This window comes from Bacillus sp. AP50, assembly GCF_040492675.1.
Lineage (GTDB): Bacteria > Bacillota > Bacilli > Bacillales > Bacillaceae_G > Bacillus_A > Bacillus_A cereus.
The window spans coordinates 23213-47732 of record NZ_JBEUTW010000139.1 but is presented as its reverse complement, the minus strand read 5'-3'; the positions used below and the strand labels follow the sequence as shown (position 1 = coordinate 47732).

Genomic DNA, 24520 nt, shown 5'->3' with positions numbered 1-24520 from the left:
GTGTATAAGAGACAGGTAGTATACTTTGTTACAGTTTATATCGATATTTCGTAAAAAAGAAAAGGATGTCACAGAAAAAATTCTCTGCTTAAAGAGAATTTTTTTCTTTGTAAAATGATAATATATTTTTCGGTCTAGTTCTGTTCTATTCTTGTCCAAATTAACATATTTTGTACTAGTAGTTATAGGGGGGACCGGGATGAAGAGAACATTAATTGGATTGATAGCATTTCTAATTATAATGTTTCCGTTACGTATATATGCTGAAGAGTGGAATGAGCTAACAGGGTTGTTAGACGACTCGTTACAGTTAGTGAAGCGTAATGAAGATGAAAAAGCGGTACAAGTATTACAACATTTCTCGGAGCAATTTTTAATAAAGGGGAATGAAAAGAAGCAGGAAGTAACACCAGATCAAGTTAGAGTTATTTCTTTAGCTTACGATAAGGCGCAACAATCGCTCTCTGAAGAAGGTTTAGGTAAGCAAGCTAAAATTGATAATGTGCTGGCATTACAACTTGCTGTTGATGCACAAGTATCGAAATATCAACCACTTTGGATGGAAAGAGAAAGGAAAGTAATGGATGCCTTTTCTCAAATGGAAAAAGCGATGGAAAAAGAAGATGCTGGGCAGTTTCAACAAACGTTAAATACGTTTTTAAATGAATTCAATATTATTTATCCAAGCTTAATGATTGCTTTGCCAGAAAACGAGGTTCAGCGTGTAAACGTTCATTTATCTTATTTAGATGAATTTCGTAACGTTATGTTAAAAACGAAAGGCGGCCAAATGCAATTAGGGATTATTAAAGGGGATTTGCAAAAGATATTTCACACAGTAAAAAAAGATGAAATTGCACCCTCTCTCATTTGGTTTATGACAATTACTGGGGGACTTATTTTCTTCACATTAACTTATGTTGGATGGAGAAAGTATAAAGGAGAGAGAGAAAAAAGAAAAAGTAATGTACATTCTAAAAATAGATAATGCAATAAATAAAGATATGGATTGTAAGGTTTATTCATTGACAATAGTGGCAGAAGAAAATAGAATGAGAAGTACTATAATTAAAACTTCAATGGAGGTTCATGATGTTTTATTTAATTTACTTCGCGATCATAATGATCATACCGTTGTATGCACAGTCAAGAGTACGTAGTGCCTATAGCAAGTATTCACAAGTTTATTCAACATCAGGTATGACAGGAGCGGAAGTGGCTCGAAAAATTTTAGATGAAAATGGATTATACAACGTAGCTGTAGAAGAAACACCAGGTCATTTATCAGACCATTATGATCCAACCGCTAAGACGGTTCGATTATCAACAGATAACTATTATGGACATTCAGTTGCTGGTACAGCAGTTGCAGCACACGAAGTAGGACACGCAATTCAAGATGCAAAAGATTATAAATTTATGCGCGTTCGTCATTCGTTAGTGCCAGTTGCAAACTTTGGTTCGAATATGTCTTGGATTTTCGTCCTAATCGGTATATTTGCACAAATGTCTGGTTTGTTGTTATTAGGTATCATTTTAATGGCAGCAGGTGTTGTGTTCCAGCTCGTTACATTGCCAGTTGAGTTTGATGCGTCAAGGCGCGCAATGCAACAAATTGAAGCGTTAGGTATTGTATCAACAGATGAATATGGGCAAGCTCGTAAAGTATTAAATGCGGCAGCATTAACATATGTAGCAGCTGCAGCTGTAGCGGTATTTGAATTATTACGTCTCGTATTAATGTATACTGGTATGCAGCGTAGCGACGACTAAAGACTATCAATTTTGATAGTCTTTTTTTGTTGTATGGATTGAATTATATAATGTATTGCAAATAGAAATAATAGAAGTAATGCGGAAAGGCGGTGGGGGGAAATGAAATATCCAGACCATTTAGTAAAACAAGTGCAAGAGCGCAGTGCTCCTTATCAACTAGAAGGTTTTTTAAGTGGACAAGGTCCTGAAAATCCCAAATTTATGTTGTTAGGAGAAGCGCCTGGTGAAACAGAAATTCATAATGGGATTCCGTTTAGCGGGAGGGCGGGAAAACAATTAATGGATTTTTTAGAGCGTATTGATGTTACAAGGGAAGAAGTATATATTACGAGCGCTGTTCGAAGTAGACCTTATAAATGGCGAGAGAAAAAAGAACGAAATGGTGAAATCATACAAAAAAAGTATAATAGAACGCCAAATCAGGGAGAAATAGTTGCCCATGCGCCTTTGTTAGATTATGAATTAGAGAAAATACATCCGAAGCTTATCGTCACGCTTGGAAATATCGGTCTTCAACGTTTAACAGGAAAAAATAAAAAAATCACAGATATACACGGGCAATTATTAAAACAGCCCATTCAAAAATTAAAGGATATGCAAAGTGCAGAGTTTACATGGTCAGAGAAAGAATATCATGTTTTTCCGACTTTTCATCCAGCTTCCATTTTTTATAATCGGAGTTTATTGGAGCTTATTCATGAGGATTTTGAGAAGCTTAAAAGACTTGTAATAAAAAACTAGAAAAGCTAAGGCGCTTTTCTAGTTACATTTAATTATGTAAAGGGTTTTTATTTTCATCTAACGTAAATCCTTCACCAACTACATCATGTACATCACTTACAGCGACAAAAGCATGAGGATCTACAGAAGTAATGATATTCTTTAATTTCACGATTTCATTTTTAGCAACAACGCAATACAATACGTTACGTTCCACTTTTGTATACGATCCAACAGCTTTTAAAAAGGTTGCTCCGCGCTCCATTTCAGATAAAATTTTGGCAGCAATTTCATCGTTTTTCTCTGAGATAATAGTCGCTCCTTTGGCAGCATAAGCTCCTTCTTGCATAAAATCAATGACTTTAGCACCGATAAAAACAGCAACTAGCGTATACATGCCCTCGCGGTATGATAAATAGGTAAGAATAGAGACTACGATAACGACAGCATCAAACATAAACATTGTTTTCCCCATACTCCAGCCAACATATTTGTGAGCTAGTCGTGCGATAATATCTACACCGCCAGTAGTCCCACCATATTTAAATATTATTCCAAGGCCGATACCGATAAATGCCCCGGCGAATAAAGCTGCGAGTGTCATATCATTTTGCAAGTTTAAATGTAAGTTGAGTACTTCGTAACGCTGGAAAATCCATAGAAATAAAGATACGCTAAAGGTGCCAATTAATGTATATAAAAATGTCGTTCTGCCAAGTAACCTCCAACCAATAAAAAATATAGGGATATTTAAAATTAAGTTTGAGTAGGAAGGATCAAACTTAAATAAAAAATACAATAATAGTGTAATACCAGTAAACCCACCCTCTGCAAGGTGGTTTTCAATATTGATATTGACAATACCGAAAGAAAATATAGCGGAACCGATTAAAATAAAAATAATATTTCGCATCTTCAATTTTGATGTCATATAGAAATCCCCCTAATTATGTAATGATTGCATTGCTCCGCTGAAACAGTAAAACATAATAATAAGTAATTTCTAGTTGCTAGTGAAAATAGTAAGAACTTGATTGATGTGGGCTGATCTTTTGTGAAAAGCGCAAAAGAAAGTTTCACTTTATCCCGCTCTAACGGCTGGTAGGAGATGAAGCAAAGAAGAGAAGCAAACTAGCCGTAGGAACTCGATTAGTTCAACTAATCTTTTGCAAAAAGCGCAAAAGAAGTTTCACTTTACCCCGTACCAACGGCTGGTAGGAGATAAAGCTCTGAAGAAAGGCGAACCAGCCGTAGGAACCCGATTAGTTCAACTAATCTTTTGCAAAAAAACGCAAAAGAAGTTTCACTTTATTATAGTCTATCCAAAAATGGGTCGCAAATAGGTGTTTGGCGGGGAATAATATTTGTCAAATCGCGATGAATTGGCTAACATGAAAGAGGAAGGATTAGAGGTGAATAGTATGGAAGCAAAAACGATGAAAGATATGCAGAAAGAAGTAGATGCATATATTGGTCAGTTTAAAGAAGGTTATTTCAGTCCGCTTGCAATGATGGCTCGTTTAACGGAAGAAATGGGAGAGCTTGCAAGAGAGGTAAATCATTATTATGGTGAGAAACCGAAGAAAACAACTGAAAAAGAAAGAAGTATTGAAGAAGAGCTTGGAGATGTATTATTTGTTATGATTTGTATGGCAAATAGTTTAAATATTGATTTAGAGACAGCACATAACATTGTAATGAATAAATTTAATACACGTGATAAAGATCGCTGGACACGTATTGATGAGGGAGAGAAAGAATAATGAAAGAAATTAAAGTAATTATCGCCGGACCAAGAGGACGTATGGGACATGAAGCAGTTCTTCTTATGGAAAGAACGGAACATTTTAATTTAGTAGCAGCAGTGGATTATAAGCATGGTGGTGAGAAGATTTCTGATTTACCTGGCATGCCAGCATTACATGCACCGATTTACGCTGATTTACATACTTGTTTAGATGAAGTAGAAGCAGATGTGTTGTTAGATTTAACAACACCAGAAGTGGGGAAACAACACGTTACACTTGCAGTTGAGCGTGGACTTCGTTCGGTTATTGGTACAACTGGATTTACAGAAGAAGAATTGGCACGTTTAACAGAGAATGCAAAAGAAAAAGCAGTAGGAACAATTATTGCTCCAAACTTTGCAATTGGTGCAGTTCTTATGATGAAATTCTCACAAATGGCAGCGAAATATTTCCAAGATGTTGAGGTAATTGAATTACATCATGATCAAAAATTAGACGCACCATCTGGTACAGCTGTAAAAACGGTAGAGTTAATTCGTCAAAATCGTGAATCAAAGCAGCAAGGTCATCCAAATGAAGTAGAGCAACTAGCAGGTGCACGTGGTGCAAATGTAGACGGTATTCACATTCATAGTGTACGTTTGCCAGGGCTTATTGCACACCAAGAAGTAATGTTCGGTGGAGATGGACAAATGTTAACAGTTCGTCATGATTCATTCAATCGTGCATCATTTATGTCAGGTGTAAAACTATCAATTGAGACAGTAATGAACCTTGATCATCTTGTGTACGGTTTAGAAAATATTATCGACTAAAGGGGAGACAACGGATGAAAATTGCCTTAATCGCACATGACAAAAAGAAAAATGATATGGTTTCGTTTGCATACGCATATAAACCAATTTTTGAACAACATGAATTATTTGCAACAGGAACGACAGGGCTTCGTATTATGGAAGCGACTGGATTAGTTGTAACAAGATATCAATCTGGCCCTCTTGGTGGAGATCAAGAAATTGGTGCAATGATTGCAAAGAACGATTTAGATATGGTGATTTTCTTCCGCGATCCATTAACAGCACAGCCGCATGAACCGGATGTGAATGCATTGCTTCGTTTATGTGATGTATATGCGATTCCACTTGCAACGAATATGGCAAGTGCTGAAATGTTAATGCACGCATTAGAGCGAGGAGATTTAGATTATCGTAAGTTAAGAAAATGAGGGGAACAATTATGAGTGGATTACATATATTAGCGTTTGGTGCTCATGCCGATGATGTTGAAATCGGCATGGCTGGTACCATCGCTAAATATACAAAGCAAGGGTATGAAGTAGGTATTTGTGATTTAACAGAAGCTGATCTTTCTTCAAATGGAACGATAGAGTTGAGAAAAGAAGAAGCGAAGGTTGCAGCTCGTATAATGGGAGTAAAAACGAGGCTGAATTTAGCGATGCCAGACCGTGGTTTGTATATGAAAGAAGAGTATATACGTGAAATTGTCAAGGTGATCCGTACATATAAACCAAAACTAGTTTTTGCGCCGTACTATGAAGATCGCCATCCAGATCATGCAAATTGTGCAAAGCTTGTGGAAGAGGCTATTTTTTCAGCAGGAATCCGTAAATATATGCCGGAACTTTCACCACATCGTGTGGAGTCTTTTTATAATTATATGATTAATGGTTTTCATAAACCGAATTTTTGTATAGATATAAGTGAGTACCTCTCTATAAAGGTGGAAGCATTAGAAGCGTATGAAAGTCAGTTTTCAACAGGGAGCGATGGTGTTAAGACACCGTTAACAGAAGGTTACGTTGAAACTGTAATCGCTCGTGAGAAGATGTTTGGAAAAGAAGTTGGAGTCTTGTATGCCGAGGGATTTATGAGTAAGAAACCGGTTTTATTACATGCTGATTTATTAGGGGGATGTAAATGAAATTAAAAATAGGTATTACATGTTATCCTTCTGTAGGTGGTTCTGGAGTTGTTGGAACAGAATTAGGAAAGCAATTGGCGGAACGTGGGCATGAAATTCACTTTATTACATCGGGTTTACCATTCCGGTTAAATAAAGTATATCCAAACATTTATTTTCATGAAGTGACGGTAAATCAATACTCTGTATTTCAATATCCACCATACGATTTAGCGTTAGCAAGTAAAATGGCCGAGGTTGCACAAAGAGAAAACTTAGACATTTTACATGTGCATTACGCAATACCACATGCAATTTGTGCATATTTAGCAAAACAAATGATCGGAGAGCGTATTAAAATTGTTACAACCTTACATGGAACAGATATTACTGTGTTAGGTTCCGACCCTTCGTTAAATAATTTAATTCGTTTTGGTATTGAGCAATCAGATGTTGTCACTGCTGTCTCGCATTCATTAATTAACGAAACACATGAGCTTGTAAAACCAAGTAAAGAAATTCAAACGGTATATAACTTTATAGACGAACGTATATATTTCAAGCGTAATATGTCTCAATTAAAGAAAGAATATGGTATAAGTGAGAGTGAAAAAGTACTTATTCATATTTCGAATTTCCGTAAAGTGAAACGTGTGCAGGATGTTGTTCAGGCATTTGCTAAAATTGTTAAAGAAGTAGATGCGAAGTTGCTTCTTGTTGGAGACGGACCAGAATTCTGTACGATTTTACAGATAGTGAAAAATTTACATATTGAAGATCGCGTTTTATTCTTAGGGAAGCAAGATAATGTTGCAGAACTACTTGCGATGAGTGATTTAATGTTGCTTCTATCAGAGAAGGAAAGTTTTGGTCTTGTTTTATTAGAAGCAATGGCGTGTGGTGTACCTTGTATCGGAACGCGGGTTGGAGGTATTCCAGAGGTTATTCAACACGGGGAAACAGGATATTTATGTGAAGTTGGCGATACAACAGGAGTGGCAAATCAAGCTATTCAGCTATTAAAGGACGAGGAACTTCACCGTAATATGGGAGAACGAGCAAGAGAAAGTGTTTATGAGCAATTTCGCTCAGAAAAAATTGTTTCACAATATGAAACGATTTACTATGACGTACTAAGGGATGAAAAAAATGGAAAGATTTAAAAAAGCTAGTTCTATTATTGAGACATTAAAGCAACAAGGACATGAGGCTTACTTTGTTGGTGGGAGCGTACGAGATCTTATTATCGATAGGCCGATTGGAGATATTGATATTGCGACATCTGCTCTACCAGAAGAAGTGATGGCTATATTCCCAAGAAATGTTCCTGTTGGTCTTGAGCATGGAACTGTAATTGTTGTAGAAAATGGTGAGCCTTATGAGGTAACTACTTTTCGAACAGAAAGCGAATATGAAGATTTTCGAAGACCTAGTAGTGTTCAATTTGTTCGTTCATTAGAAGAGGATTTAAAACGTCGTGATTTCACGATGAATGCAATTGCTATGACAGAAGAAGGCAAAATGGTTGATTTATTTGCTGGACAGGAAGCCATTCAACAGAGAGAAATTGTGACAGTTGGAAATGCTGCGGATCGTTTTCAAGAAGATGCCCTGCGAATGATGCGTGGTATTCGGTTTGTAAGCACGTTAGGTTTTTCATTAGAAATGAAAACGAAGCAAGCGATTGAAACGTATGGGCATTTGCTAGAACATATAGCAATTGAGCGTATTACAGTAGAGTTTGAGAAACTGTTAACTGGTACATATTGTGTGAAAGGTCTCAAAGAATTAGTAGAGACGAAGCTATTTTCTCATTTGCCATATTTACAAATGTCAGAAGAGAGACTGTTAAAAGCTACGCAGTATAAATGGGATTCTTTCGAAACGGATATTGAGGCGTGGGCATTTTTCTTATATTGTATCGGAGAAGAACATCCATCTGTCTTTTTACGTCAATGGAAGTTTTCGAATAAAAAAATAAAAGATATTGTTGCAGTTTTATTGGCAATTCGTACTAGAAAGGAGAAGGATTGGGATACAGTCCTTCTTTATAAAACGGGAATTCATATCGCTGAAATGGCAGAGAGAGTATATGAAGCGATGATTGAAAGCTATGACCCTACATCTGTTGAACGAGTACAATTAATGTTTCATGCATTGCCAATCCAGGAACGTCAAGAAATGAATGTGACTGGTAATGATTTATTAAACTGGGCAAACAAAAAGCCTGGTCCGTGGGTTGCTGAAATGCTTCAGAAAATCGAAGAAGCAATCGTACAAGGAAACGTAGTTAATGAGAAAGAGCGTATAAGGGAGTGGCTGCAAGGATGCAATCTACTATAAGAAAGCAGTTATTGCAAGTTTTTTCTGAAGCGGATGGCGAGTTTGTATCCGGCCAAACAATTAGTGATAAACTTGGTTGTTCAAGAACTGCTGTGTGGAAACATATGGAGGATCTGCGGAGTGAGGGATATGAACTTGAAGCTGTGCGCCGATTAGGTTACCGAATTGCAAGTAAGCCAGACAAAGTGACTGCTAATGAAATTCAGTTAGGGCTACAAACGAAGCGGATTGGTAGAACAGTGTATTTTGAAGAAACTGTTGAATCAACGCAGCACATTGCAGCAAAACTTGCTTATGAAGGTGCAGAAGAAGGAACTGTCGTTGTAGCAGAAGAACAAACAGCGGGAAGAGGTCGTTTAAGCAGAAAATGGCATTCACCAAAAGGAACAGGGATTTGGATGAGTATTATTTTACGCCCGTCAATCCCAGTTCATCATGCACCGCAACTTACTTTGTTAGCGGCTGTTAGTGTTGCACAGGCAATTGAAAAATGTACAGGTGTAAACGTAGGAATAAAATGGCCAAATGATATTTTAATTCAAGGTAAAAAGGCTGTAGGTATATTAACAGAAATGCAAGCGGATCCTGATAAAATTAATGCTGTCATTATGGGCATCGGTATTAATGCGAATCAAAAGCAAGAACATTTTGATGAAGAAATTCAGCACATCGCTACTTCATTAGCGATTGAATCAGGTAAGCCGATTGTTCGTGCAGAACTTATGCAACAAATCTATTTACAACTAGAAAAATTATATGAAGAATATTTACAAAATGGTTTCTCTGTCATTAAAATTCTTTGGGAAAGTTACGCTGTGAGCATCGGGAAAGAAATTACCGCCCGAACGATGAGAGAGACAATTACGGGGTTAGCAAAAGGAATCACAGAGGATGGTGTATTACTTCTGGAGGATCATGAGGGGAAAGTACATCATATTCATTCTGCAGATATCGAAATTAAGTAAAAGAAGTTCCTCTTTTGGAACTTCTTTTTATTTCAATAGTTTTGAGTTAAATTTGTAACATGATAATAAATTCTTTTCATATTTAAAGTTCATTTCAAAATAGCTTCCGTCGAGTTGACCTGGCATGTTATTTGACGATTACTTTGCCTGTCATTCCTTTAAGAAGATGGTATCGACATATTAATTCATATGTACCAGTATTTTTAGGTTTCACGGTAATATTCTTTTCTTTTCCTGACTGGACTACGACGTCAATACCGAGTTTTTTCACTGTAAAGGTGTGCTCGTTTTTACCTTTATTTTTCAATAGTAATGTTGTTGATCCTTCAAGCGGAATCGTGATGACATTTGGATTAAAGTAATCATCATTTAGTTCAACCTCAATCACTTTCGTTAAATCGGTGGGTTGTGTTACGACATGAACTGAGGCAAATACTTGGGAGGATCCTAAAGACATCCACCATACAATCATTACAAGCAAACTGCTGAATCGAAATAACCACCTGTTCATAGACATCTGCAATTCTCCTTTGTTAAGTACTTTCCTCAATTAACCTGCATCATTAGTTTAAGAGTTATACTATATAGTTAAATTGATTACAGAAAAAATTAACTTGGACTTTTTTAACATGCGTTGAAAAAACATGTATCTTTTCAGGATTGAATTATCCATAAAAACTGTATAGCATATATACTCTCGTGTTAAATTTCATATACCGTAATAAGAATAAAAAATTATTTTTTCAAAAAAATGTAGTAATTCCTTTTTGTAGTTTGCTATAATTAGTTCGAATGTGGGCAGTATCAGAGCGAACTGCACCATGATTCGAAGTCATACGAAAAATAATAACTTGGATTCTGCCTTGATCCAATAACGGACTGGGACAGAGGGATGAATAATGCCGACTAACACACAACCCTTCTGCCCTTTTATGGCCAGAGGGGTTTTTTTTATATGATTTCGGCCATCTCCTCTCTCCTGCATAAAGGAGGAGTAGTTTTTGAAAACAAAAACAGATTTTTTGAAGATGAAAGAGCAAGGTGAGCCGATTACAATGCTAACGGCGTATGATTATCCATCTGCTAAATTAGCAGAAGAAGCTGAAGTTGATATGATTCTAGTTGGAGATTCTCTTGGAATGGTTGTACTCGGATACGATTCAACAGTACCTGTAACAGTAGAGGATATGATTCATCATACGAAAGCTGTACGCCGCGGAGCGAAAGAGACGTTTATTGTAACTGATATGCCATTTATGTCGTATCACGTATCATTACAAGAAACGATGGTGAATGCACGCCGCATCGTTCAAGAGAGCGGGGCACACGCACTGAAGGTAGAAGGTGCTGGAGAAGTTATATCGACGATTCAATATTTGACGAACGCAGGAATTCCTGTTGTAGCGCATTTAGGTTTAACCCCTCAATCTGTAGGAGTGTTGGGTGGATATAAAGTGCAAGGAAAAGATGCGGAGAGTGCAAAAAAATTAATAGAAGATGCAAAGAAATGTGAAGAAGCTGGTGCAATAGCGCTTGTGTTAGAATGTGTACCAATGCAGTTAGCAGAACTTATTTCAGAGCAACTAACAATACCGACAATTGGGATTGGCGCAGGACAAAAAGTAGATGGGCAAGTGCTTGTTTATCATGATCTTATCTCATACGGCGTAAATCGTGTTCCGAAATTTGTGAAGCAATATACGTCTGTTCAAGAGGAGATTGTGCGTGGGATTTCACAATATGTTACTGAAGTAAAGACAAGGCAATTTCCTGAAGAAAAACATTCGTTCACAATGAAAGAGGAAGAATGCTTAGCGTTATATGGAGGAAAACAATAATGAAAATCGTAACTACAGTGCAAGAGATGCAGCAAATTACGAGCGAACTTCGTGCAAGTGGAAAGAGTATTGGTTTTGTTCCAACAATGGGTTATTTACATGAAGGCCATGCTACTTTATTACGTAAGGCAAGAGAAGAAAATGAAACTGTAGTTTTAAGTGTATTTGTAAACCCACTACAATTTGGCCCAAATGAAGATTTAGATCGATATCCTCGTGATATTGATAGAGATGAAAATGTAGCAAAAGAAAACGGTGTAGATTATTTATTTTATCCGAGTGTAGAAGAAATGTATCCAGCAGAACAAACAACAACGGTAGAAGTTGTGAAGCGCACGGACGTATTATGCGGTCAACAAAGACCTGGTCATTTTGCTGGTGTTGCAACTGTACTAATGAAACTATTTAATATTACGCTGCCAAAGCGTGCTTATTTCGGTATGAAAGATGCTCAACAAGTTGCAGTAATTGAAGGGTTTGTAACTGATTTCAATATTCCAGTTACAATCGTACCAGTTGATATTGTAAGGGAAGAAGATGGTTTAGCGAAAAGTTCTCGTAACGTGTACCTATCACAAGATGAACGTGAAGAAGCTCTTCATTTATACCGCAGCCTATGTATAGCGAAAGAAAGAATTGAGGCAGGTGAACGTAATCCCGAAATCATTACAAATCTTGTGAAAGAGTATATTGAGACGCATACGAAAGGCACTGTAGATTATGCAGATTTATATGCATATCCGTCATTAACAATGGTAGAGAAAGTCAAAGGAAGAATCATTTTAGCTATTGCAGTTAAGTTTGAAAATGTAAGATTAATTGACAATATAACATTAACAGTTAAATAAGGGGGAGCATCTATGTTTCGCACAATGATGAGAGCAAAGTTACATCGTGCAACTGTAACGGAGGCAAATTTAAATTATGTAGGTAGTATTACAATTGATGAAGACTTAATGGATGCAGTAAATATTGTAGAAAACGAAAAAGTCCAAATTGTAAATAATAATAATGGTGCTCGCTTAGAGACATACGTTATTAAAGGGGAACGCGGTAGTGGTGTTGTTTGTTTAAACGGTGCTGCGGCAAGGCTTGTACAACCAGGGGACAAAGTAATTATTATTTGTTATGGGCTAGTTACGGAAGAAGAGATTCATAAACAAGAACCAAAAATTGCAGTATTAGACGATAATAATCAAATTATTGAAATGTTAGGTGCTGAAAAAGCGGGTACGATATTATAAGTAGAAAGGCTATCTCCATTGCGGAGATAGCTTTTTTGTGCATCTTTTCATTAAGATGAGATAAAACGTGGTATAGTAACATTATATAAATTATTGTTGTTTGAAAGGTAAGAAATTGAGGTGTTACATATATGAGTAAGCGTTATGTCGTTGTTGATTTAGAGACGACAGGGAACTCCTGGAAAGATGGGAAGGATAAAATTACCCAAATTGCAGCTGTTGTAGTAGAAGATGGAGAGATATTGGAGATTTTTTCGTCTTTTGTTAACCCAAAGAGAGAGATCCCACCATTTATTACAGAATTAACAGGGATTGATGAAAGTCTTGTAAAACAAGCCCCGTTATTTCAAGATGTAGCCCCGATGATTGTTGAGCTATTACAAGGTGCGGCTTTCGTTGCGCATAATGTTCACTTTGATTGGAATTTTTTAAATGAAGAATTAAGGCAAGCTGGATATACAGAAATACATTGTCCGAAAATCGACACGGTTGAATTGGCTCAAATTCTTTTGCCGACAGCCGATAGTTATAAATTACGTGATTTAGCTAAGAAGCATGAACTAGAGCACGATCAACCACATCGTGCGGATAGTGATGCTCTTGCAACAGCGGAATTATTTTTACAATTTTTAAATGAAATTGAAAAGTTACCACTTGTCACGTTGCAATCGCTTTATGAATTAAGTGATGTGTTCCAAAGCGATATAGCTGATGTGCTTTCTGAAAATATTTTAAAGAAAGTAATGCACGGTAAAGAAGATATAGCGGAGTATGAAATACATCGAAATATTGCGCTGAAAAAGCGGAACTATTCCTTAAACCTTGGAGAAACGTGTTCATCAAAGTTTGATGCTTTCTTGAATAAAACGATGGATAAATTGGAATCACATATGCCAAAGTTTGAAAGAAGAGAAAGTCAACAACTGATGATGAAAGAGATATATACGGCGTTAAGAGATTCTCGTTTTTCACTAATTGAAGCGGGTACAGGAACAGGAAAGACTCTTGCTTATTTGCTTCCTAGTCTTTATTTTGCAAAGAGAAAAGAAGAACCTGTCATTATAAGTACACAAACGGTACAACTCCAACAACAAATATTAGAAAAAGAAATTCCGTTATTACAAAAAATAATGCCATTTTCATTTGAGGCAGCTCTTCTAAAAGGAAGAAAGCATTATTTATGCTTACATAAATTTGAGTATGCTTTGCAAGAGGAAGAAAAAAATTATGATATGGCACTTACGAAGGCGAAGATTTTAGTTTGGCTATTGCAAACTGAAACAGGTGATCGAGACGAATTAAATATTCCTGAGGGCGGAAAGTTACTTTGGAATCGTATTTGTAGCGATGCGTATAGTCCAGGCGGTATGCAAAGTAATTGGTTTAGTCGTTGTTTTTATCAGCGAGCGAAGAATAAAGCTTTATTTGCAGATATCGTTATTACAAATCATGCGTTATTATTTCAAGATTTTTCAAGTGAAGAACCGTTGTTTGCTTCATGCGAACATATTATTTTTGATGAAGCTCACCATATTGAAGAAGCTGCGAGTAGAACATTGGGTGAACAGTTCTCTTGTATGTATTTTCAATTGGTTATATCTCGTCTTGGGACGCTAGAAACAGAAGATGTACTCTCCAAAGTATATAAAATGATGAAAAAATCAGAGCAAGCATCTCGTTCAACTTTCCGTATGATAAGTTATAGTTTGAAGGAACTTAAGTTTGATGCGGATGAACTCTTCCAAATGTTACGTACTTTTATATTTAAACAAACAAAGCAAGAGCAAGGAACGAATAATATGCCGCTCATCTATAGGTATAACGCAGAACTAGAAAAAGGTAAGTTGTGGGATAGTATCGTCGAATTAACAAATCGTTTTATATATGAATTAAGAAGGGTAGTAACTGCTCTTGAGAAGCAAGTGGATATATTGCAAAGTAAGTTAGAATGGGAGATGCATGTTGTAACAGGTGAATTTATGCATTTAATTGAGTTGCTGAGAAAGATGGCAGAATCATTACAGTTACTCGTATTAGAAAAGAATTCGTATGTAACTTGGATGGAGACTGAAACGAAAGGGACGATTCATTCAACAGTTCTATACGCACAGCCTGTCCATATTGGTGAAAGATTTGCTGATGAATTTTTAACAGAAAAAAAGAGTGTTATTTTTACATCCGCAACACTAACAGTTAACGATACGTTTGATTATATAAAAGAGGAACTTGGTTTACATGATTTCGCTCCAAATACTTTAAAGGTTCCGTCACCATTTCGTTATGATGAACAGATGAAATTAATGGTTTCAACGGATGTACCTTTTATTAAGCAAGTAAGTAATGAGCGATATATTGAATCTGTATCGGAACATATTGCAAAGATAGCAAAAGCCACAAAAGGCAGAATGCTCGTTTTATTCACTTCGTATGAAATGTTAAAAGAAGCGTATGCGAATTTAAAAAATAATGATGAATTAGAGGGTTATTTATTACTCACCCAAAGTGTGAATAATAGAAGTCGAAGCCGCTTAATTCGAAAGTTTCAAGAGTTCGACAAATCAATTTTATTAGGGACGAGCAGTTTCTGGGAAGGAATAGATATTCCTGGAGATGCCTTAAGTTGTCTTGTTATAGTCCGTCTACCATTTACACCTCCTCATCAGCCGATGATGGAAGCGAAAGGTGAGTGGCTAAAAAATCAAGGTGAAGATGTATTCGCTAAATTAGCGCTCCCACAAGCAATATTACGTTTCAAACAAGGATTCGGCCGCTTAATTCGAACGAATACAGATACAGGAACGGTAGTAGTGTTAGATCGTCGTTTGACGAGTTCTTCCTATGGAAAACGATTTCTACAATCGATTCCTAACGTACCTCTTTATGAAGGACCATTAGAAGAATTGTTAGTACAATTAGAAGAACCATCAAATGAATAAAAATGGAAGAAAAATACGCCTGAAGTACTTATAAACTTCAGGCGTAAAAAATGTGGGTAGGAGGAATTTTATTTTTCTTACTTCTTGTATACAAAATGTGTTGGTTTTCGACTTGAAACCTTTTTTTGCTGTACATGTCCTGCTATAATAGATGGGTGATGAAGCAGGGGTTGTAAAGAATGTACTCTTATTGTAACCGCATTGCGTTCTTCTATAATTAGAAATTTTTGTGTAACGGAGGAGTTTTTTCATGGATAAGAAAATCGAAGTACTATCAACGACGCGTATTAAATATTCGTCGGATTTGTATAAAATTGTTGATAGTTTAAATCGTACGTTAAAAGAGCAGGACCTCATGTTCGGACTAGCATTAGACGAAAAAGATAAAGAAACAGCTGTATTTACGATTTACAGAACGTAGTGATACAATGAAAAAGTGGATCTTTGCAATCATTATTGTTATCGTTGCTAGCGGAATATATGGGGCGTATGTTTATAATAAAGCGATGGGAAAGAAAATTCCAAAAGAGTCGAAATTTGTAGAAATTGCTAAAGAAAAAGCAAAGCTTACAAAGGTGAAATCTGTTGATTATTACAACGGAAAATCTGCATATATAGTCGTGCAAGGTACAGATGAAAAGGGAGAACAACTTATCGTTTGGGTGCCTGAGAAAAAAGGGGATACTGTAGTAAGGAAAAAGAGCGAAGGTATTTCTGAAAAAGAGGCTATACAAAGAACAATAGAGCAAGTCGGCAATGAAAGTAAGGAATCAAAAAGTAAGCCGAAAGAGATTATGAAAGTGAAATTAGGCTTTGAAAATGATGTACCACTATGGGAAGTTACATATATTGATGATGACAATCGTTATAGTTATTACTATCTTGAATTTAAAGATGGAAAATTTTTAAGACGATATAGCATTGAAAAATAGATGTAGGGGGAACTACAAATGAAATTAGCAAAGCGAGTAGCTGCTTTAACACCGTCTTCAACTTTAGAAATTACAGCAAAGGCACAAGCATTAAAAGCAGAGGGTCATGATGTAATTGGATTAGGGGCAGGGGAACCTGACTTTAATACACCAGAGCATATTATGGATGCTGCACATAAAGCGATGTTAGAAGGGCATACGAAGTATACACCAACAGGTGGATTACAATCGTTAAAACAAGAAATTGTGAAGAAATTTACTCGCGATCAAGGTATTGCGTATGATCCATCTGAAATTATTGTATGTAATGGTGCAAAGCATGCATTATATACATTATTCCAAGTATTACTTGATGAGGGAGATGAAGTTATCATCCCAACTCCTTACTGGGTAAGCTATCCAGAGCAAGTAAAGCTTGCTGGCGGTAAGCCGGTTTATGTAGAAGGTTTAGAAGACAATGAGTACAAAATTACAGCAAAGCAGCTGCGTGAGGCAATTACAGAGAAAACGAAAGCAGTTATTATTAATTCACCGAGCAATCCAACAGGAATGATTTATAGCAAAGAAGAATTACAACAGCTTGGAGAAGTATGTTTAGAACATGATATTTTAATCGTTTCTGATGAAATTTATGAAAAATTAATTTATGGTGGCGTAGAATATACTTCAATTGCCCAGCTTTCTAATGCATTAAAAGAACAAACACTTATTATTAATGGTGTATCTAAATCTCATTCTATGACAGGATGGCGTATTGGATATGCTGCAGGAAATAAGCAGCTTATTAAAGCAATGACGAATTTAGCGAGTCATAGTACGTCAAACCCTACTTCAATCGCTCAATACGGCGCAATTGCGGCATATGCAGGCTCACAAGAACCTGTGGAAACAATGCGTCAAGCCTTTGAAGAGAGATTAAACATCATTTATGATAAATTAATTCAAATCCCTGGCTTTACTTGTATTAAACCGCAAGGGGCATTTTACTTATTCCCTAACGTAAAAGAAGCTGTAGCTTTATCAGGATATGCAACAGTTGATGATTGGGCAAAAGCTCTATTAGAAGAGGAAAAAGTGGCTCTTGTACCAGGTACAGGATTTGGTGCTCCAAATAATGTTCGTTTATCATATGCGACATCTCTTGAACAAGTAGAGAAAGCATTAGAGCGCATCCATACATTTATGAAAAGTAAAGTGCAAGCTTAATTTTATATTTCATTCATGTAATATAAAAAACCTCCCTATTAATGGGGAGGTTTTTTTGACGGATTGTGGCAAAAAGAAATAGCTAAAGGTGTGTTATACTAGAGAGCGAGGTGTTTGGTGATGAAAAAGAAAATGATGTTACAGTGGTTTGAGCAGGGAAGCATTGCAATTCCAAAATTGCTTATGATGCATTATAAAAAATTAGGTTTAAATGAGACGGAATTTATGGTTGTACTTCATGTACACACATTTTTAGAATCAGGTAATTCGTTTCCGACTCCTTCAGAGATTTCTGAACGGATGACGATAACGGAAATGAAATGTATGGAAGTAATTCAGACGTTGATTCAAAAAGGTTTTTTATCACTAGAAGGTGGACAAAGATCAGAAGCGATGATGTGCGAAAGTTATTCTTTACAACCGTTATGGGAAAAAATATTACATTTCTTAATGGATGAATCAATAGAGGAAGAGCAAAAAGAAAAAAAACAGCTACAAGTAAATTTATATACAGTATTTGAAAAAGAATTTGGAAGACCACTTTCGCCGTTCGAATGTGAAACGTTAGGGATGTGGGAGGACCAAGATCAACATCATCCAAATTTAATTCAAGCGGCTCTTAGAGAAGCTGTAATGAGTGGAAAACTAAATTTCCGATATATTGATCGTATTTTATTTGAGTGGAAAAAGAATGGAATTAAAACGGTAGATCAGGCTCAAAATCAAGGTCAAAAATTTAGAGCGAATCAACAAAGGGCACAACAAATGACAAAACAAGAGACGAAATTTACTGGAAAAGTGCCTTTTTATAATTGGTTGGAGCAGTAATATAGGAGGAAAAATATGCTTAACAAAACGCAAATCCGTTATTGTTTAGACACAATGGCGGATATGTATCCAGAAGCACATTGTGAATTGGTTCATGATAATCCATTTGAACTTGTAATCGCGGTGGCGTTATCTGCACAATGTACGGATGTACTTGTAAATAAAGTGACAAGAAATTTATTTCAAAAATATAAAACACCAGAAGATTATTTAAGTGTTTCTCTAGAAGAATTACAACAAGATATACGCTCTATCGGATTGTATAGAAATAAAGCAAAAAACATTCAAAAATTATGCCGAATGTTATTAGATGACTATAATGGAGAAGTACCGAACGATCGAGATGAACTTACGAAATTACCAGGTGTAGGAAGGAAAACAGCGAATGTTGTAGTTTCCGTAGCGTTTGGAATTCCGGCAATTGCTGTTGATACACATGTGGAGCGAGTGAGTAAACGATTAGCTATGTGTAGATGGAAAGACTCTGTGTTAGAAGTAGAAAAAACATTAATGAAGAAAGTACCAATGGATGAGTGGGGAGTTACACATCATCGTATGATTTTCTTTGGACGTTATCATTGTAAAGCACAACGACCGCAATGTGAGGAATGCAGACTGTTAGAAGTATGTCGTGAAGGAAAGAAGCGAATGAAGGTGAAATAAAGGATGGAACGAGTTATAGAAATACCGAAAGAATTTCACTGTTTACCATTTTTTAAAGAAAGTGTAAATTTAATTAAGTATCATACAGACAATTCTTTTGAAGAGATAATACAAAATACTTACTTTATATTTGATATTGAAAGACAGTATGAGCCATGGAAGGAAATTGAAAACAGCATTCCAGTGATGTTGAATGTATGGAAAAATAAGCATGAAGACATTGCTATACTGTTTCGAAATAGAAATAAGCAAGAGGCTGAGGGACCAATGATTCTTTTTTCAGCTCACTTGTTATCGGTTGTCTATTGGCTAAATGAACAACCTGTTCATAGTTTGAATGAAATGCAAATAAATACGAATAAATTAAAAGTGCAACCTGTTAATTTTATGGAAAGATATTCATTCATTATAAAGAAACCGAGTAATTATCATTCTTATATTCAATTAGCGCAGTTGTATATCGAAATAGAAAAGCTGTATGTAAAGAAAATGATAACAAAAAAGAAGTCCGCTTCTCGTTAAGAGAAACGGACTTCTTTTTTTGTATATTAGGACTCTGTTGTAACAACAGCACCGTCTGCGTGAGGTGTATCTCCTCCGGGATTTTGGTGTTGCTGTTCTTGTTGTTTCTTAGCCTCTTCTTCAGCTTTTTTCTTGGCCTCTTCTTCAGCTTTCTTCTTAGCTTCTTCTTCAGCTTTTTTCTTAGCTTCTTCTTCAGCTTTCCTTCTAGCTTCCTCATCAGCTTTCTTTTGAGCTTCTTCTTGCTGTTTACGTTGTTGTTCTTGCTGTTGCTGTTCTTGTTGTTTCTTAGCCTCTTCTTCAGCCTTTTTCTTAGCTTCGTCTTGTTTTACTTTATCTTCATTAGCCTTTTTCTGGGCTTCCTCATCAGCTTTTTTCTTAGCTTCTTCATCGGCCTTTTTCTTAGCCTCTTCTTCAGCTTTTTTTGCATCTGGAGTTCCGCCAGGCGCAGTGAAGGATGCACCAACTGCTGGGCTTGTGCCAGTACCTTTTTTCGCTACTACAGAGAAGCTGTAAGTAACACCTGGTTTAATACCACCAAGAGTAGCTGTCGTACCACTTATTGATAGGCTACCACTTGAACCGTCAGTTGCTTTATAGCTGGCTGCATATGCATCAACTTCTGCTGGTCCAGACCAGTTTAGTGTAACTGTGCTAGCGCCATCAAAAGTGACATTCAGACCACTAGGGGCATCTACTTTAATTTGTTTAATTGCATCTTTTTTCGCACCTTTTACGTATAACTCTCCGTTTATTTCTTGTACAGAAGAAGGACGTTCAAAGCGTGATTTATCTGTAGCGAATTTGCTCATCATTACTTGGAACATTTGCTGTGCAATTCTAGTGGAGCGATCGCTAACATAATTTTTTGGACCATCTTTTTCGTAACCGGTCCAAACAGCCATTGTGTATTGTGGCGTATATCCAGCAAACCAGCTATCTCTGTTTGCATCAGCTGGGATGTCATATTTTTGAAGAACTGATTCATCAAAGTTTTGTGTTCCTGTTTTACCTGCTACGTCAACACCTGAAACGTATGCTGTTGGACCTGTACCACCAGAACCAGGTTTTACTACGTCACGAAGAACGTCAGTAACCATATAAGCTGTATAGTCTTGCATTGCGCGATGTTCTTTCGGTTTAAAGCTTTTCTTTTTCCCGTCCGGGAAGGTTACTTCTTTTACGAAGTGTGGTTTATTATAGTTACCACTATTACCAAAGGTTGCATATGCACCTGCTACTTCTAATGGAGAACTATCGTTACTACCGATTGCTGTTGATTCGTAGACTTTTCCTTCTTTAAAGGTCATGCCTAAACCTTCAGCAAATTCTTTTGACTTATTAAGACCAACTGTTTGTGCTGTCTTTAAAGCTGGAATGTTTAATGACTTTTTCAAAGCTTCACGTAGTGAAACGTCACCTTTGTAACTCTTTGTTGCATTTTGTATTTTCTTACCATTGGAATACGTATACTCTGAGTCGTTTAATTGATGGTATGTAGACCATTGTAAATTTTCAATTGCCGGACCGTAGTCGAAAATTGGTTTCATTGTTGAACCAACTTGGCGTTTTAAATCAGTTGCCATATTATGACCTTTGAAAGTAGACTTACTTTCTTTACGTCCAGCACCAATTGCTCGAACTTCTCCAGACTGTGTATCCATAAATACGAATGACCCTTGGAATTGATCGTCCGGATACTTAATAAGATTGCCATCCATAATTTTGTCGGCGTAATCTTGAGCATCTTGATCAAGTGTTGTATGAATCGTTAAACCATCTGAACCGATATTTACATCAGGATATTCTTTTTCAACTTCTTTTACAACCGCATCTAAAAATGCTTGATACTTCATCTCAGTTACTTCTGAAGACGGTTGAAGGCCCTCAGTTACTGGAATCTTAACGGCGTTATTCATTTCTTCTTTTGTTATATAACCATGTCGATTCATTAATGATAATACGACATTACGACGATTTGTTGCTCGTTCAACATTTTCCTTTTTTGTTGGATCATAAATGTTTGGACCTTGGGGTAAACCAGCGAGCATAGCAGCTTCATGTAATTGCAAGTCTTTTAAATCTTTACCATAATATTTTTGCGCTGCTGTCGCAATACCGTATGAACGGTTACCTAAATTAATCTTATTTAAGTACATTTCTAAAATCTCATGTTTAGAGTATTGTTGCTCTAATTTGTAAGATAAGTACCATTCTTGCACTTTTCTTTTAGCAGTTTTGTCCATCGTTAGAAAGTAGTTTTTAACGACTTGCTGTGTAATCGTACTACCACCTTGGGAACCGAAACCACCAGTGACATTTTCCATAACTGCTTTTGTAGTTCGTTTAAAATCAATTCCATTATGATCATAGAAACGCGAATCCTCAGTTGCAAGAAATGCATTTTCAACTACTTTTGGAATTTGATCATAAGTAACATGTGTTCGTTTTTCAGCACCGTATTCATAGAAGAAATTTCCGTTTTTATCGAGAAACTTTGTTGATAAAGGATTAACAAGTTTGGATTTGTCTAATTTTGGAGCGTCCTTTACCATAACAAAGAAAGCGGAAACGCCGGCTACAAGACCAACGATACCAAGAAGTAGACAACCTATAAGGAATTTCTTGAAAAAGGAGCCTTTTTTCTTTGGTTTTTCTTCTTTATGTGTTTTTTTCTCTTGATTTTTCACATGATTTCGTTCTGTACGAGAACGATAATTATCTGACATTATACTTTCTCCTACCTTTCATTCTCTCCCCCAAAAGTCGAAAAAAGAGCCTTAGTGATGACTCTATCACGAAAAATAAACCATGTCTAGTACACGGATATAGTCAATCCGAGGGTGATAACCGCATGATAATAAGGATCCATGCTCTTCTATTTCTTCTTTCGTAATCGACTTGCGTCCACCAGTATTTTGACGATTCCAAAATGCAATAATATGTTTTGCATCTAGTAAATAAAATTCATCAAAAAGTGTAAATTTAATAATAACAAATGCAATTCCATTATGAGCAACGACTTGCTTCATATGTTCAATTTGATGAAGGTGGAAGTTTTGAAGTGGGAAACTAGTTTTATTTTTGGTTTCCTTTGCTTCAAAATCGATGTATTTCCCTTTGTATACACCGTTGTAATCTGTTGTAGAAGGTTGTTTAAAATACGCTTCTTTTACCACTGCAGCACTTCGAGCGGGGTAATCTACTTTTACAATTTGAAGAGGTGTAGGCTTTTTATGTACACATGCAATATTATGGGTTAAGTAATATTGATTTGTTTCATTCAATTCCTCTTCAAGGGACATACCTCTATTACTATAAGTATGTGTTTTTATAGGTGTTTTTTGAGGTTGTGAAGCTTGATTATACCTTTTTCCATTTGGGTAACGAATGGTCATAGTGTGTCCACCCCCAACTTGCTAAGAATTACTTACAAAGGTGATTATATCAAAAAATGAAAAAAGATGTGACCTTTTTGATGAAAGGTATGATGACTTATTTATGTTTACATGGAATGATTATATGAAAATTAAACAAAATCGAGAAAAAAATTTTTGTACAGAGGAAGAAAAAGCAATCATTCACAATATTAAAAAGAAAACAGAAATAGCTAATGTGGACAATATTTCTCGGACACAATCTTATCAAGAATATTATTTGAGAAATAGTGAAATCAGGTGGGCCTTTTTAGCGAGTATGGTTTCGAGAAATGCGGGCTGGAATATGACTGATTTAGAAGGGAGATATTATGCTACTGTTTTACCTAGAACGGTAAAAAAACATTTATTTCTTCTGTACGAACAGGCTAATTGGATTATTTTTTTAGATGCATTTCCTCAGCTATTATTGTATGAGGAAAGTAAGAAGAGACATGCACCTCTCTTTCATTTGTTGCAATACTTCAACGTATCAATTTTTATGGAAAAAGAATGGTTACTTTTCTGGGAAAGAAGAGATATGAATAGACTTATGACAGCGCTTATTATAAATGAACAAAATAAAATTCAAAAACCAGTCATTGAGAACACATATTTTAAAAAACATGTATTCCATACTGCACTTTTTAAAGTACAAGAAAGACTTCATATTAGTGCAGTTATCTTCCCAACAATTGAAGGGAGAATGTATGGGTTTTCGGTTTATCAATTTGAAACGTTACAACAGCGTATAGAACTAGGAAAAAAATTAGCATGGTTATTGTTTCATCCAATTTATAATGGTTCGTTTTATAAGTTTGCACTGCAAACTACACATACTGGGTCTAGAGAAGATTATGAAGTTTACGCAAAGGAAACTCGAAAGTCTTATACGCCAACACTTAGAGATATTTATCCTGTTATTTTACATGAAGAAATAAAAATGAGAGATTGGTTTTGTGCAAATATGAAAATGAATGTGCTATTTGTACTTGAAGAACCTAAAGGGGAAGTTAATATAACAGAATGGTATAGAAGAAAGAGAGAACAAATCTATAGGCTATCTATCGTAAACCGTTTTGCTAAAAGGATCGATGAGTTCATGATATAATAAAAAAGAAGTCCCGTCTTCCATTTTGAAGACGGGACTTCTTAATTTGAAAAAATTCTGCTATGCGTGCTACAACTTTAATTTCAAAACGTAATGCTAGTAGGAGATTAAGGATGATTTGAAATTTAAATGTTCGTAATAAAGTCTCGCTTTATGTAGCAGGGAAGTTTGGACCATCTAGCTTTGGATTGCCAGTCTCGGGTTTATTTTGTTGTTTGTTTTGGTTTTTCTTTTTTTCATTTTTGTTCTTTGCCATTGTAATACACCTCCTTTTTGTATTGTTACCATTTCTATAAATGACATACGAAATGATTTCTTTGACGAATAACAACTAGTTTTGTCATGTGGGCAGGAG

Annotated in this window: 26 protein-coding genes and 1 pseudogene; 22 read left to right on the top strand and 5 right to left on the bottom strand. The window is 36.0% G+C overall.

All coding sequences use genetic code 11. From position 1 onward, the window contains the following. Positions 1–14 precede the first annotated feature (14 nt). From ABWK52_RS12400 to ABWK52_RS12385, 4 genes and pseudogenes are all read left to right on the top strand, one after another. Positions 15–92 (top strand): annotated as a pseudogene (locus tag ABWK52_RS12400) (TIGR01906 family membrane protein); the annotation flags it as partial. A 107-nt stretch (positions 93–199) separates the two neighbouring features. After that, positions 200–988, top strand: a complete 789-nt coding sequence (ypjB, locus tag ABWK52_RS12395) for a sporulation protein YpjB (RefSeq protein WP_000831583.1) — start codon at positions 200–202, stop codon at positions 986–988. Between the two features lie 101 nt (positions 989–1089). Continuing rightward, positions 1090–1773 (top strand): zinc metallopeptidase, encoded by a 684-nt coding sequence (locus tag ABWK52_RS12390; protein WP_098541402.1) that lies wholly within the window; start codon positions 1090–1092, stop codon positions 1771–1773. Between the two features lie 102 nt (positions 1774–1875). Next, a complete protein-coding gene (locus ABWK52_RS12385) occupies positions 1876–2517 on the top strand; it encodes a uracil-DNA glycosylase (protein WP_016117488.1) in 642 nt (213 codons plus the stop codon). 28 nt (positions 2518–2545) lie between these two features. On the opposite strand, the gene ABWK52_RS12380 is transcribed toward ABWK52_RS12385, so the two are convergent. Continuing rightward, positions 2546–3427 carry a YitT family protein gene (locus ABWK52_RS12380; protein WP_000202121.1) on the bottom strand — a complete coding sequence of 294 codons (882 nt, stop codon included), beginning with the start codon at positions 3425–3427 and terminating at the stop codon, positions 2546–2548. A 490-nt stretch (positions 3428–3917) separates the two neighbouring features. On the opposite strand from ABWK52_RS12380, the gene ABWK52_RS12375 reads away from it, so the two are divergent. The 7 genes from ABWK52_RS12375 to ABWK52_RS12345 are packed head-to-tail and all read left to right on the top strand — an operon-like array spanning position 3918 to position 9472. Further along, positions 3918–4259 (top strand): nucleotide pyrophosphohydrolase, encoded by a 342-nt coding sequence (locus ABWK52_RS12375; RefSeq protein ID WP_002108639.1) that lies wholly within the window; start codon positions 3918–3920, stop codon positions 4257–4259. Next, positions 4259–5059 (top strand): dihydrodipicolinate reductase, encoded by an 801-nt coding sequence (gene dapB, locus ABWK52_RS12370; protein WP_000658810.1) that lies wholly within the window; start codon positions 4259–4261, stop codon positions 5057–5059. Before ABWK52_RS12375 ends, dapB begins: the two co-directional genes overlap by 1 nt. Positions 5060–5073: 14 nt before the next feature. Beyond that, positions 5074–5469, top strand: coding sequence for a methylglyoxal synthase (gene mgsA, locus ABWK52_RS12365; protein ID WP_000684765.1), 396 nt, complete (start codon positions 5074–5076; stop codon positions 5467–5469). Positions 5470–5480: 11 nt separating this feature from the next. Further along, positions 5481–6185, top strand: a complete 705-nt coding sequence (bshB1, locus tag ABWK52_RS12360; protein ID WP_000015673.1) for a bacillithiol biosynthesis deacetylase BshB1 — start codon at positions 5481–5483, stop codon at positions 6183–6185. Continuing rightward, positions 6182–7327: an N-acetyl-alpha-D-glucosaminyl L-malate synthase BshA gene (gene bshA, locus ABWK52_RS12355; protein ID WP_098541404.1), complete on the top strand. Its 1146-nt coding sequence runs from the start codon at positions 6182–6184 to the stop codon at positions 7325–7327. The genes bshB1 and bshA overlap by 4 nt, the downstream gene beginning before the upstream one ends. Next, positions 7314–8507: a CCA tRNA nucleotidyltransferase gene (locus ABWK52_RS12350; RefSeq protein WP_053514231.1), complete on the top strand. Its 1194-nt coding sequence runs from the start codon at positions 7314–7316 to the stop codon at positions 8505–8507. Before bshA ends, ABWK52_RS12350 begins: the two co-directional genes overlap by 14 nt. Beyond that, positions 8492–9472: a biotin--[acetyl-CoA-carboxylase] ligase gene (locus tag ABWK52_RS12345; protein ID WP_001192063.1), complete on the top strand. Its 981-nt coding sequence runs from the start codon at positions 8492–8494 to the stop codon at positions 9470–9472. Before ABWK52_RS12350 ends, ABWK52_RS12345 begins: the two co-directional genes overlap by 16 nt. A 127-nt stretch (positions 9473–9599) precedes the next feature. On the opposite strand, the gene ABWK52_RS12340 is transcribed toward ABWK52_RS12345, so the two are convergent. Further along, entirely contained in the window at positions 9600–9989 is a 390-nt protein-coding gene (locus ABWK52_RS12340; RefSeq protein WP_000062393.1) for a cupredoxin domain-containing protein, read from the bottom strand. Positions 9990–10473: 484 nt separating this feature from the next. Between ABWK52_RS12340 and panB the strand changes: the two genes are divergently transcribed. From panB to ABWK52_RS12290, 10 genes are all read left to right on the top strand, one after another. Next, positions 10474–11310, top strand: a complete 837-nt coding sequence (gene panB / locus ABWK52_RS12335) for a 3-methyl-2-oxobutanoate hydroxymethyltransferase (RefSeq protein ID WP_000851108.1) — start codon at positions 10474–10476, stop codon at positions 11308–11310. Continuing rightward, the gene (gene panC / locus ABWK52_RS12330) at positions 11310–12158 is read left to right on the top strand and encodes a pantoate--beta-alanine ligase (RefSeq protein ID WP_000707027.1); all 849 of its coding nucleotides are present in this window, start codon (positions 11310–11312) and stop codon (positions 12156–12158) included. Before panB ends, panC begins: the two co-directional genes overlap by 1 nt. 12 nt (positions 12159–12170) lie before the next feature. Beyond that, a complete protein-coding gene (gene panD / locus ABWK52_RS12325; protein WP_000490182.1) occupies positions 12171–12554 on the top strand; it encodes an aspartate 1-decarboxylase in 384 nt (127 codons plus the stop codon). A gap of 131 nt (positions 12555–12685) precedes the next feature. After that, positions 12686–15490: an ATP-dependent DNA helicase DinG gene (gene dinG / locus ABWK52_RS12320; protein ID WP_000044957.1), complete on the top strand. Its 2805-nt coding sequence runs from the start codon at positions 12686–12688 to the stop codon at positions 15488–15490. 250 nt (positions 15491–15740) lie between these two features. Beyond that, positions 15741–15911 carry a YpmA family protein gene (locus ABWK52_RS12315; protein ID WP_000358352.1) on the top strand — a complete coding sequence of 57 codons (171 nt, stop codon included), beginning with the start codon at positions 15741–15743 and terminating at the stop codon, positions 15909–15911. A 7-nt stretch (positions 15912–15918) separates the two neighbouring features. Next, on the top strand, positions 15919–16422 hold the full coding sequence (locus ABWK52_RS12310; protein ID WP_000758739.1) for a cell wall elongation regulator TseB-like domain-containing protein: 504 nt from the start codon (positions 15919–15921) through the stop codon (positions 16420–16422). Positions 16423–16440: 18 nt separating this feature from the next. Then, positions 16441–17628 carry an aspartate transaminase AspB gene (aspB, locus tag ABWK52_RS12305; protein ID WP_000761571.1) on the top strand — a complete coding sequence of 396 codons (1188 nt, stop codon included), beginning with the start codon at positions 16441–16443 and terminating at the stop codon, positions 17626–17628. Positions 17629–17748: 120 nt separating this feature from the next. Further along, a complete protein-coding gene (gene dnaD / locus ABWK52_RS12300) occupies positions 17749–18456 on the top strand; it encodes a DNA replication protein DnaD (protein ID WP_000728552.1) in 708 nt (235 codons plus the stop codon). Between the two features lie 15 nt (positions 18457–18471). Next, on the top strand, positions 18472–19119 hold the full coding sequence (nth, locus tag ABWK52_RS12295) for an endonuclease III (protein ID WP_000933034.1): 648 nt from the start codon (positions 18472–18474) through the stop codon (positions 19117–19119). Positions 19120–19122: 3 nt separating this feature from the next. Then, on the top strand, positions 19123–19641 hold the full coding sequence (locus ABWK52_RS12290; RefSeq protein WP_000442653.1) for a YpoC family protein: 519 nt from the start codon (positions 19123–19125) through the stop codon (positions 19639–19641). 26 nt (positions 19642–19667) lie between these two features. Here ABWK52_RS12290 and ABWK52_RS12285 read toward each other — a convergent pair whose 3' ends face one another. Both ABWK52_RS12285 and recU read right to left on the bottom strand, forming a co-directional pair. Further along, positions 19668–22367, bottom strand: coding sequence for a PBP1A family penicillin-binding protein (locus tag ABWK52_RS12285; protein ID WP_001283099.1), 2700 nt, complete (start codon positions 22365–22367; stop codon positions 19668–19670). Between the two features lie 66 nt (positions 22368–22433). Further along, a complete protein-coding gene (gene recU / locus ABWK52_RS12280; RefSeq protein ID WP_000155598.1) occupies positions 22434–23036 on the bottom strand; it encodes a Holliday junction resolvase RecU in 603 nt (200 codons plus the stop codon). Between the two features lie 103 nt (positions 23037–23139). On the opposite strand from recU, the gene ABWK52_RS12275 reads away from it, so the two are divergent. Continuing rightward, positions 23140–24165, top strand: coding sequence for a DUF2515 domain-containing protein (locus ABWK52_RS12275; protein ID WP_000495654.1), 1026 nt, complete (start codon positions 23140–23142; stop codon positions 24163–24165). Positions 24166–24316: 151 nt separating this feature from the next. On the opposite strand, the gene ABWK52_RS12270 is transcribed toward ABWK52_RS12275, so the two are convergent. Continuing rightward, entirely contained in the window at positions 24317–24496 is a 180-nt protein-coding gene (locus tag ABWK52_RS12270; RefSeq protein WP_001987054.1) for a hypothetical protein, read from the bottom strand. Positions 24497–24520 lie beyond the last annotated feature (24 nt).

Bases quoted from the DNA above. Each gene is read 5' to 3' on its own strand.
- ABWK52_RS12380 (WP_000202121.1), bottom strand. From the start codon at position 3,427: ATGACATCAAAATTGAAGATGCGAAATATTATTTTTATTTTAATCGGT.
- ABWK52_RS12315 (WP_000358352.1), top strand. From the start codon at position 15,741: ATGGATAAGAAAATCGAAGTACTATCAACGACGCGTATTAAATATTCG.
- nth (WP_000933034.1), top strand. From the start codon at position 18,472: ATGCTTAACAAAACGCAAATCCGTTATTGTTTAGACACAATGGCGGAT.
- panC (WP_000707027.1), top strand. From the start codon at position 11,310: ATGAAAATCGTAACTACAGTGCAAGAGATGCAGCAAATTACGAGCGAA.
- ABWK52_RS12310 (WP_000758739.1), top strand. From the start codon at position 15,919: ATGAAAAAGTGGATCTTTGCAATCATTATTGTTATCGTTGCTAGCGGA.
- ABWK52_RS12350 (WP_053514231.1), top strand. From the start codon at position 7,314: ATGGAAAGATTTAAAAAAGCTAGTTCTATTATTGAGACATTAAAGCAA.
- ABWK52_RS12275 (WP_000495654.1), top strand. From the start codon at position 23,140: ATGTTTACATGGAATGATTATATGAAAATTAAACAAAATCGAGAAAAA.
- ypjB (WP_000831583.1), top strand. From the start codon at position 200: ATGAAGAGAACATTAATTGGATTGATAGCATTTCTAATTATAATGTTT.
- dinG (WP_000044957.1), top strand. From the start codon at position 12,686: ATGAGTAAGCGTTATGTCGTTGTTGATTTAGAGACGACAGGGAACTCC.
- mgsA (WP_000684765.1), top strand. From the start codon at position 5,074: ATGAAAATTGCCTTAATCGCACATGACAAAAAGAAAAATGATATGGTT.
- ABWK52_RS12340 (WP_000062393.1), bottom strand. From the start codon at position 9,989: ATGTCTATGAACAGGTGGTTATTTCGATTCAGCAGTTTGCTTGTAATG.
- ABWK52_RS12390 (WP_098541402.1), top strand. From the start codon at position 1,090: ATGATGTTTTATTTAATTTACTTCGCGATCATAATGATCATACCGTTG.
- recU (WP_000155598.1), bottom strand. From the start codon at position 23,036: ATGACCATTCGTTACCCAAATGGAAAAAGGTATAATCAAGCTTCACAA.
- ABWK52_RS12345 (WP_001192063.1), top strand. From the start codon at position 8,492: ATGCAATCTACTATAAGAAAGCAGTTATTGCAAGTTTTTTCTGAAGCG.
- ABWK52_RS12285 (WP_001283099.1), bottom strand. From the start codon at position 22,367: ATGTCAGATAATTATCGTTCTCGTACAGAACGAAATCATGTGAAAAAT.
- ABWK52_RS12385 (WP_016117488.1), top strand. From the start codon at position 1,876: ATGAAATATCCAGACCATTTAGTAAAACAAGTGCAAGAGCGCAGTGCT.
- aspB (WP_000761571.1), top strand. From the start codon at position 16,441: ATGAAATTAGCAAAGCGAGTAGCTGCTTTAACACCGTCTTCAACTTTA.
- bshA (WP_098541404.1), top strand. From the start codon at position 6,182: ATGAAATTAAAAATAGGTATTACATGTTATCCTTCTGTAGGTGGTTCT.
- bshB1 (WP_000015673.1), top strand. From the start codon at position 5,481: ATGAGTGGATTACATATATTAGCGTTTGGTGCTCATGCCGATGATGTT.
- ABWK52_RS12375 (WP_002108639.1), top strand. From the start codon at position 3,918: ATGGAAGCAAAAACGATGAAAGATATGCAGAAAGAAGTAGATGCATAT.
- dnaD (WP_000728552.1), top strand. From the start codon at position 17,749: ATGAAAAAGAAAATGATGTTACAGTGGTTTGAGCAGGGAAGCATTGCA.
- ABWK52_RS12290 (WP_000442653.1), top strand. From the start codon at position 19,123: ATGGAACGAGTTATAGAAATACCGAAAGAATTTCACTGTTTACCATTT.
- dapB (WP_000658810.1), top strand. From the start codon at position 4,259: ATGAAAGAAATTAAAGTAATTATCGCCGGACCAAGAGGACGTATGGGA.
- panD (WP_000490182.1), top strand. From the start codon at position 12,171: ATGTTTCGCACAATGATGAGAGCAAAGTTACATCGTGCAACTGTAACG.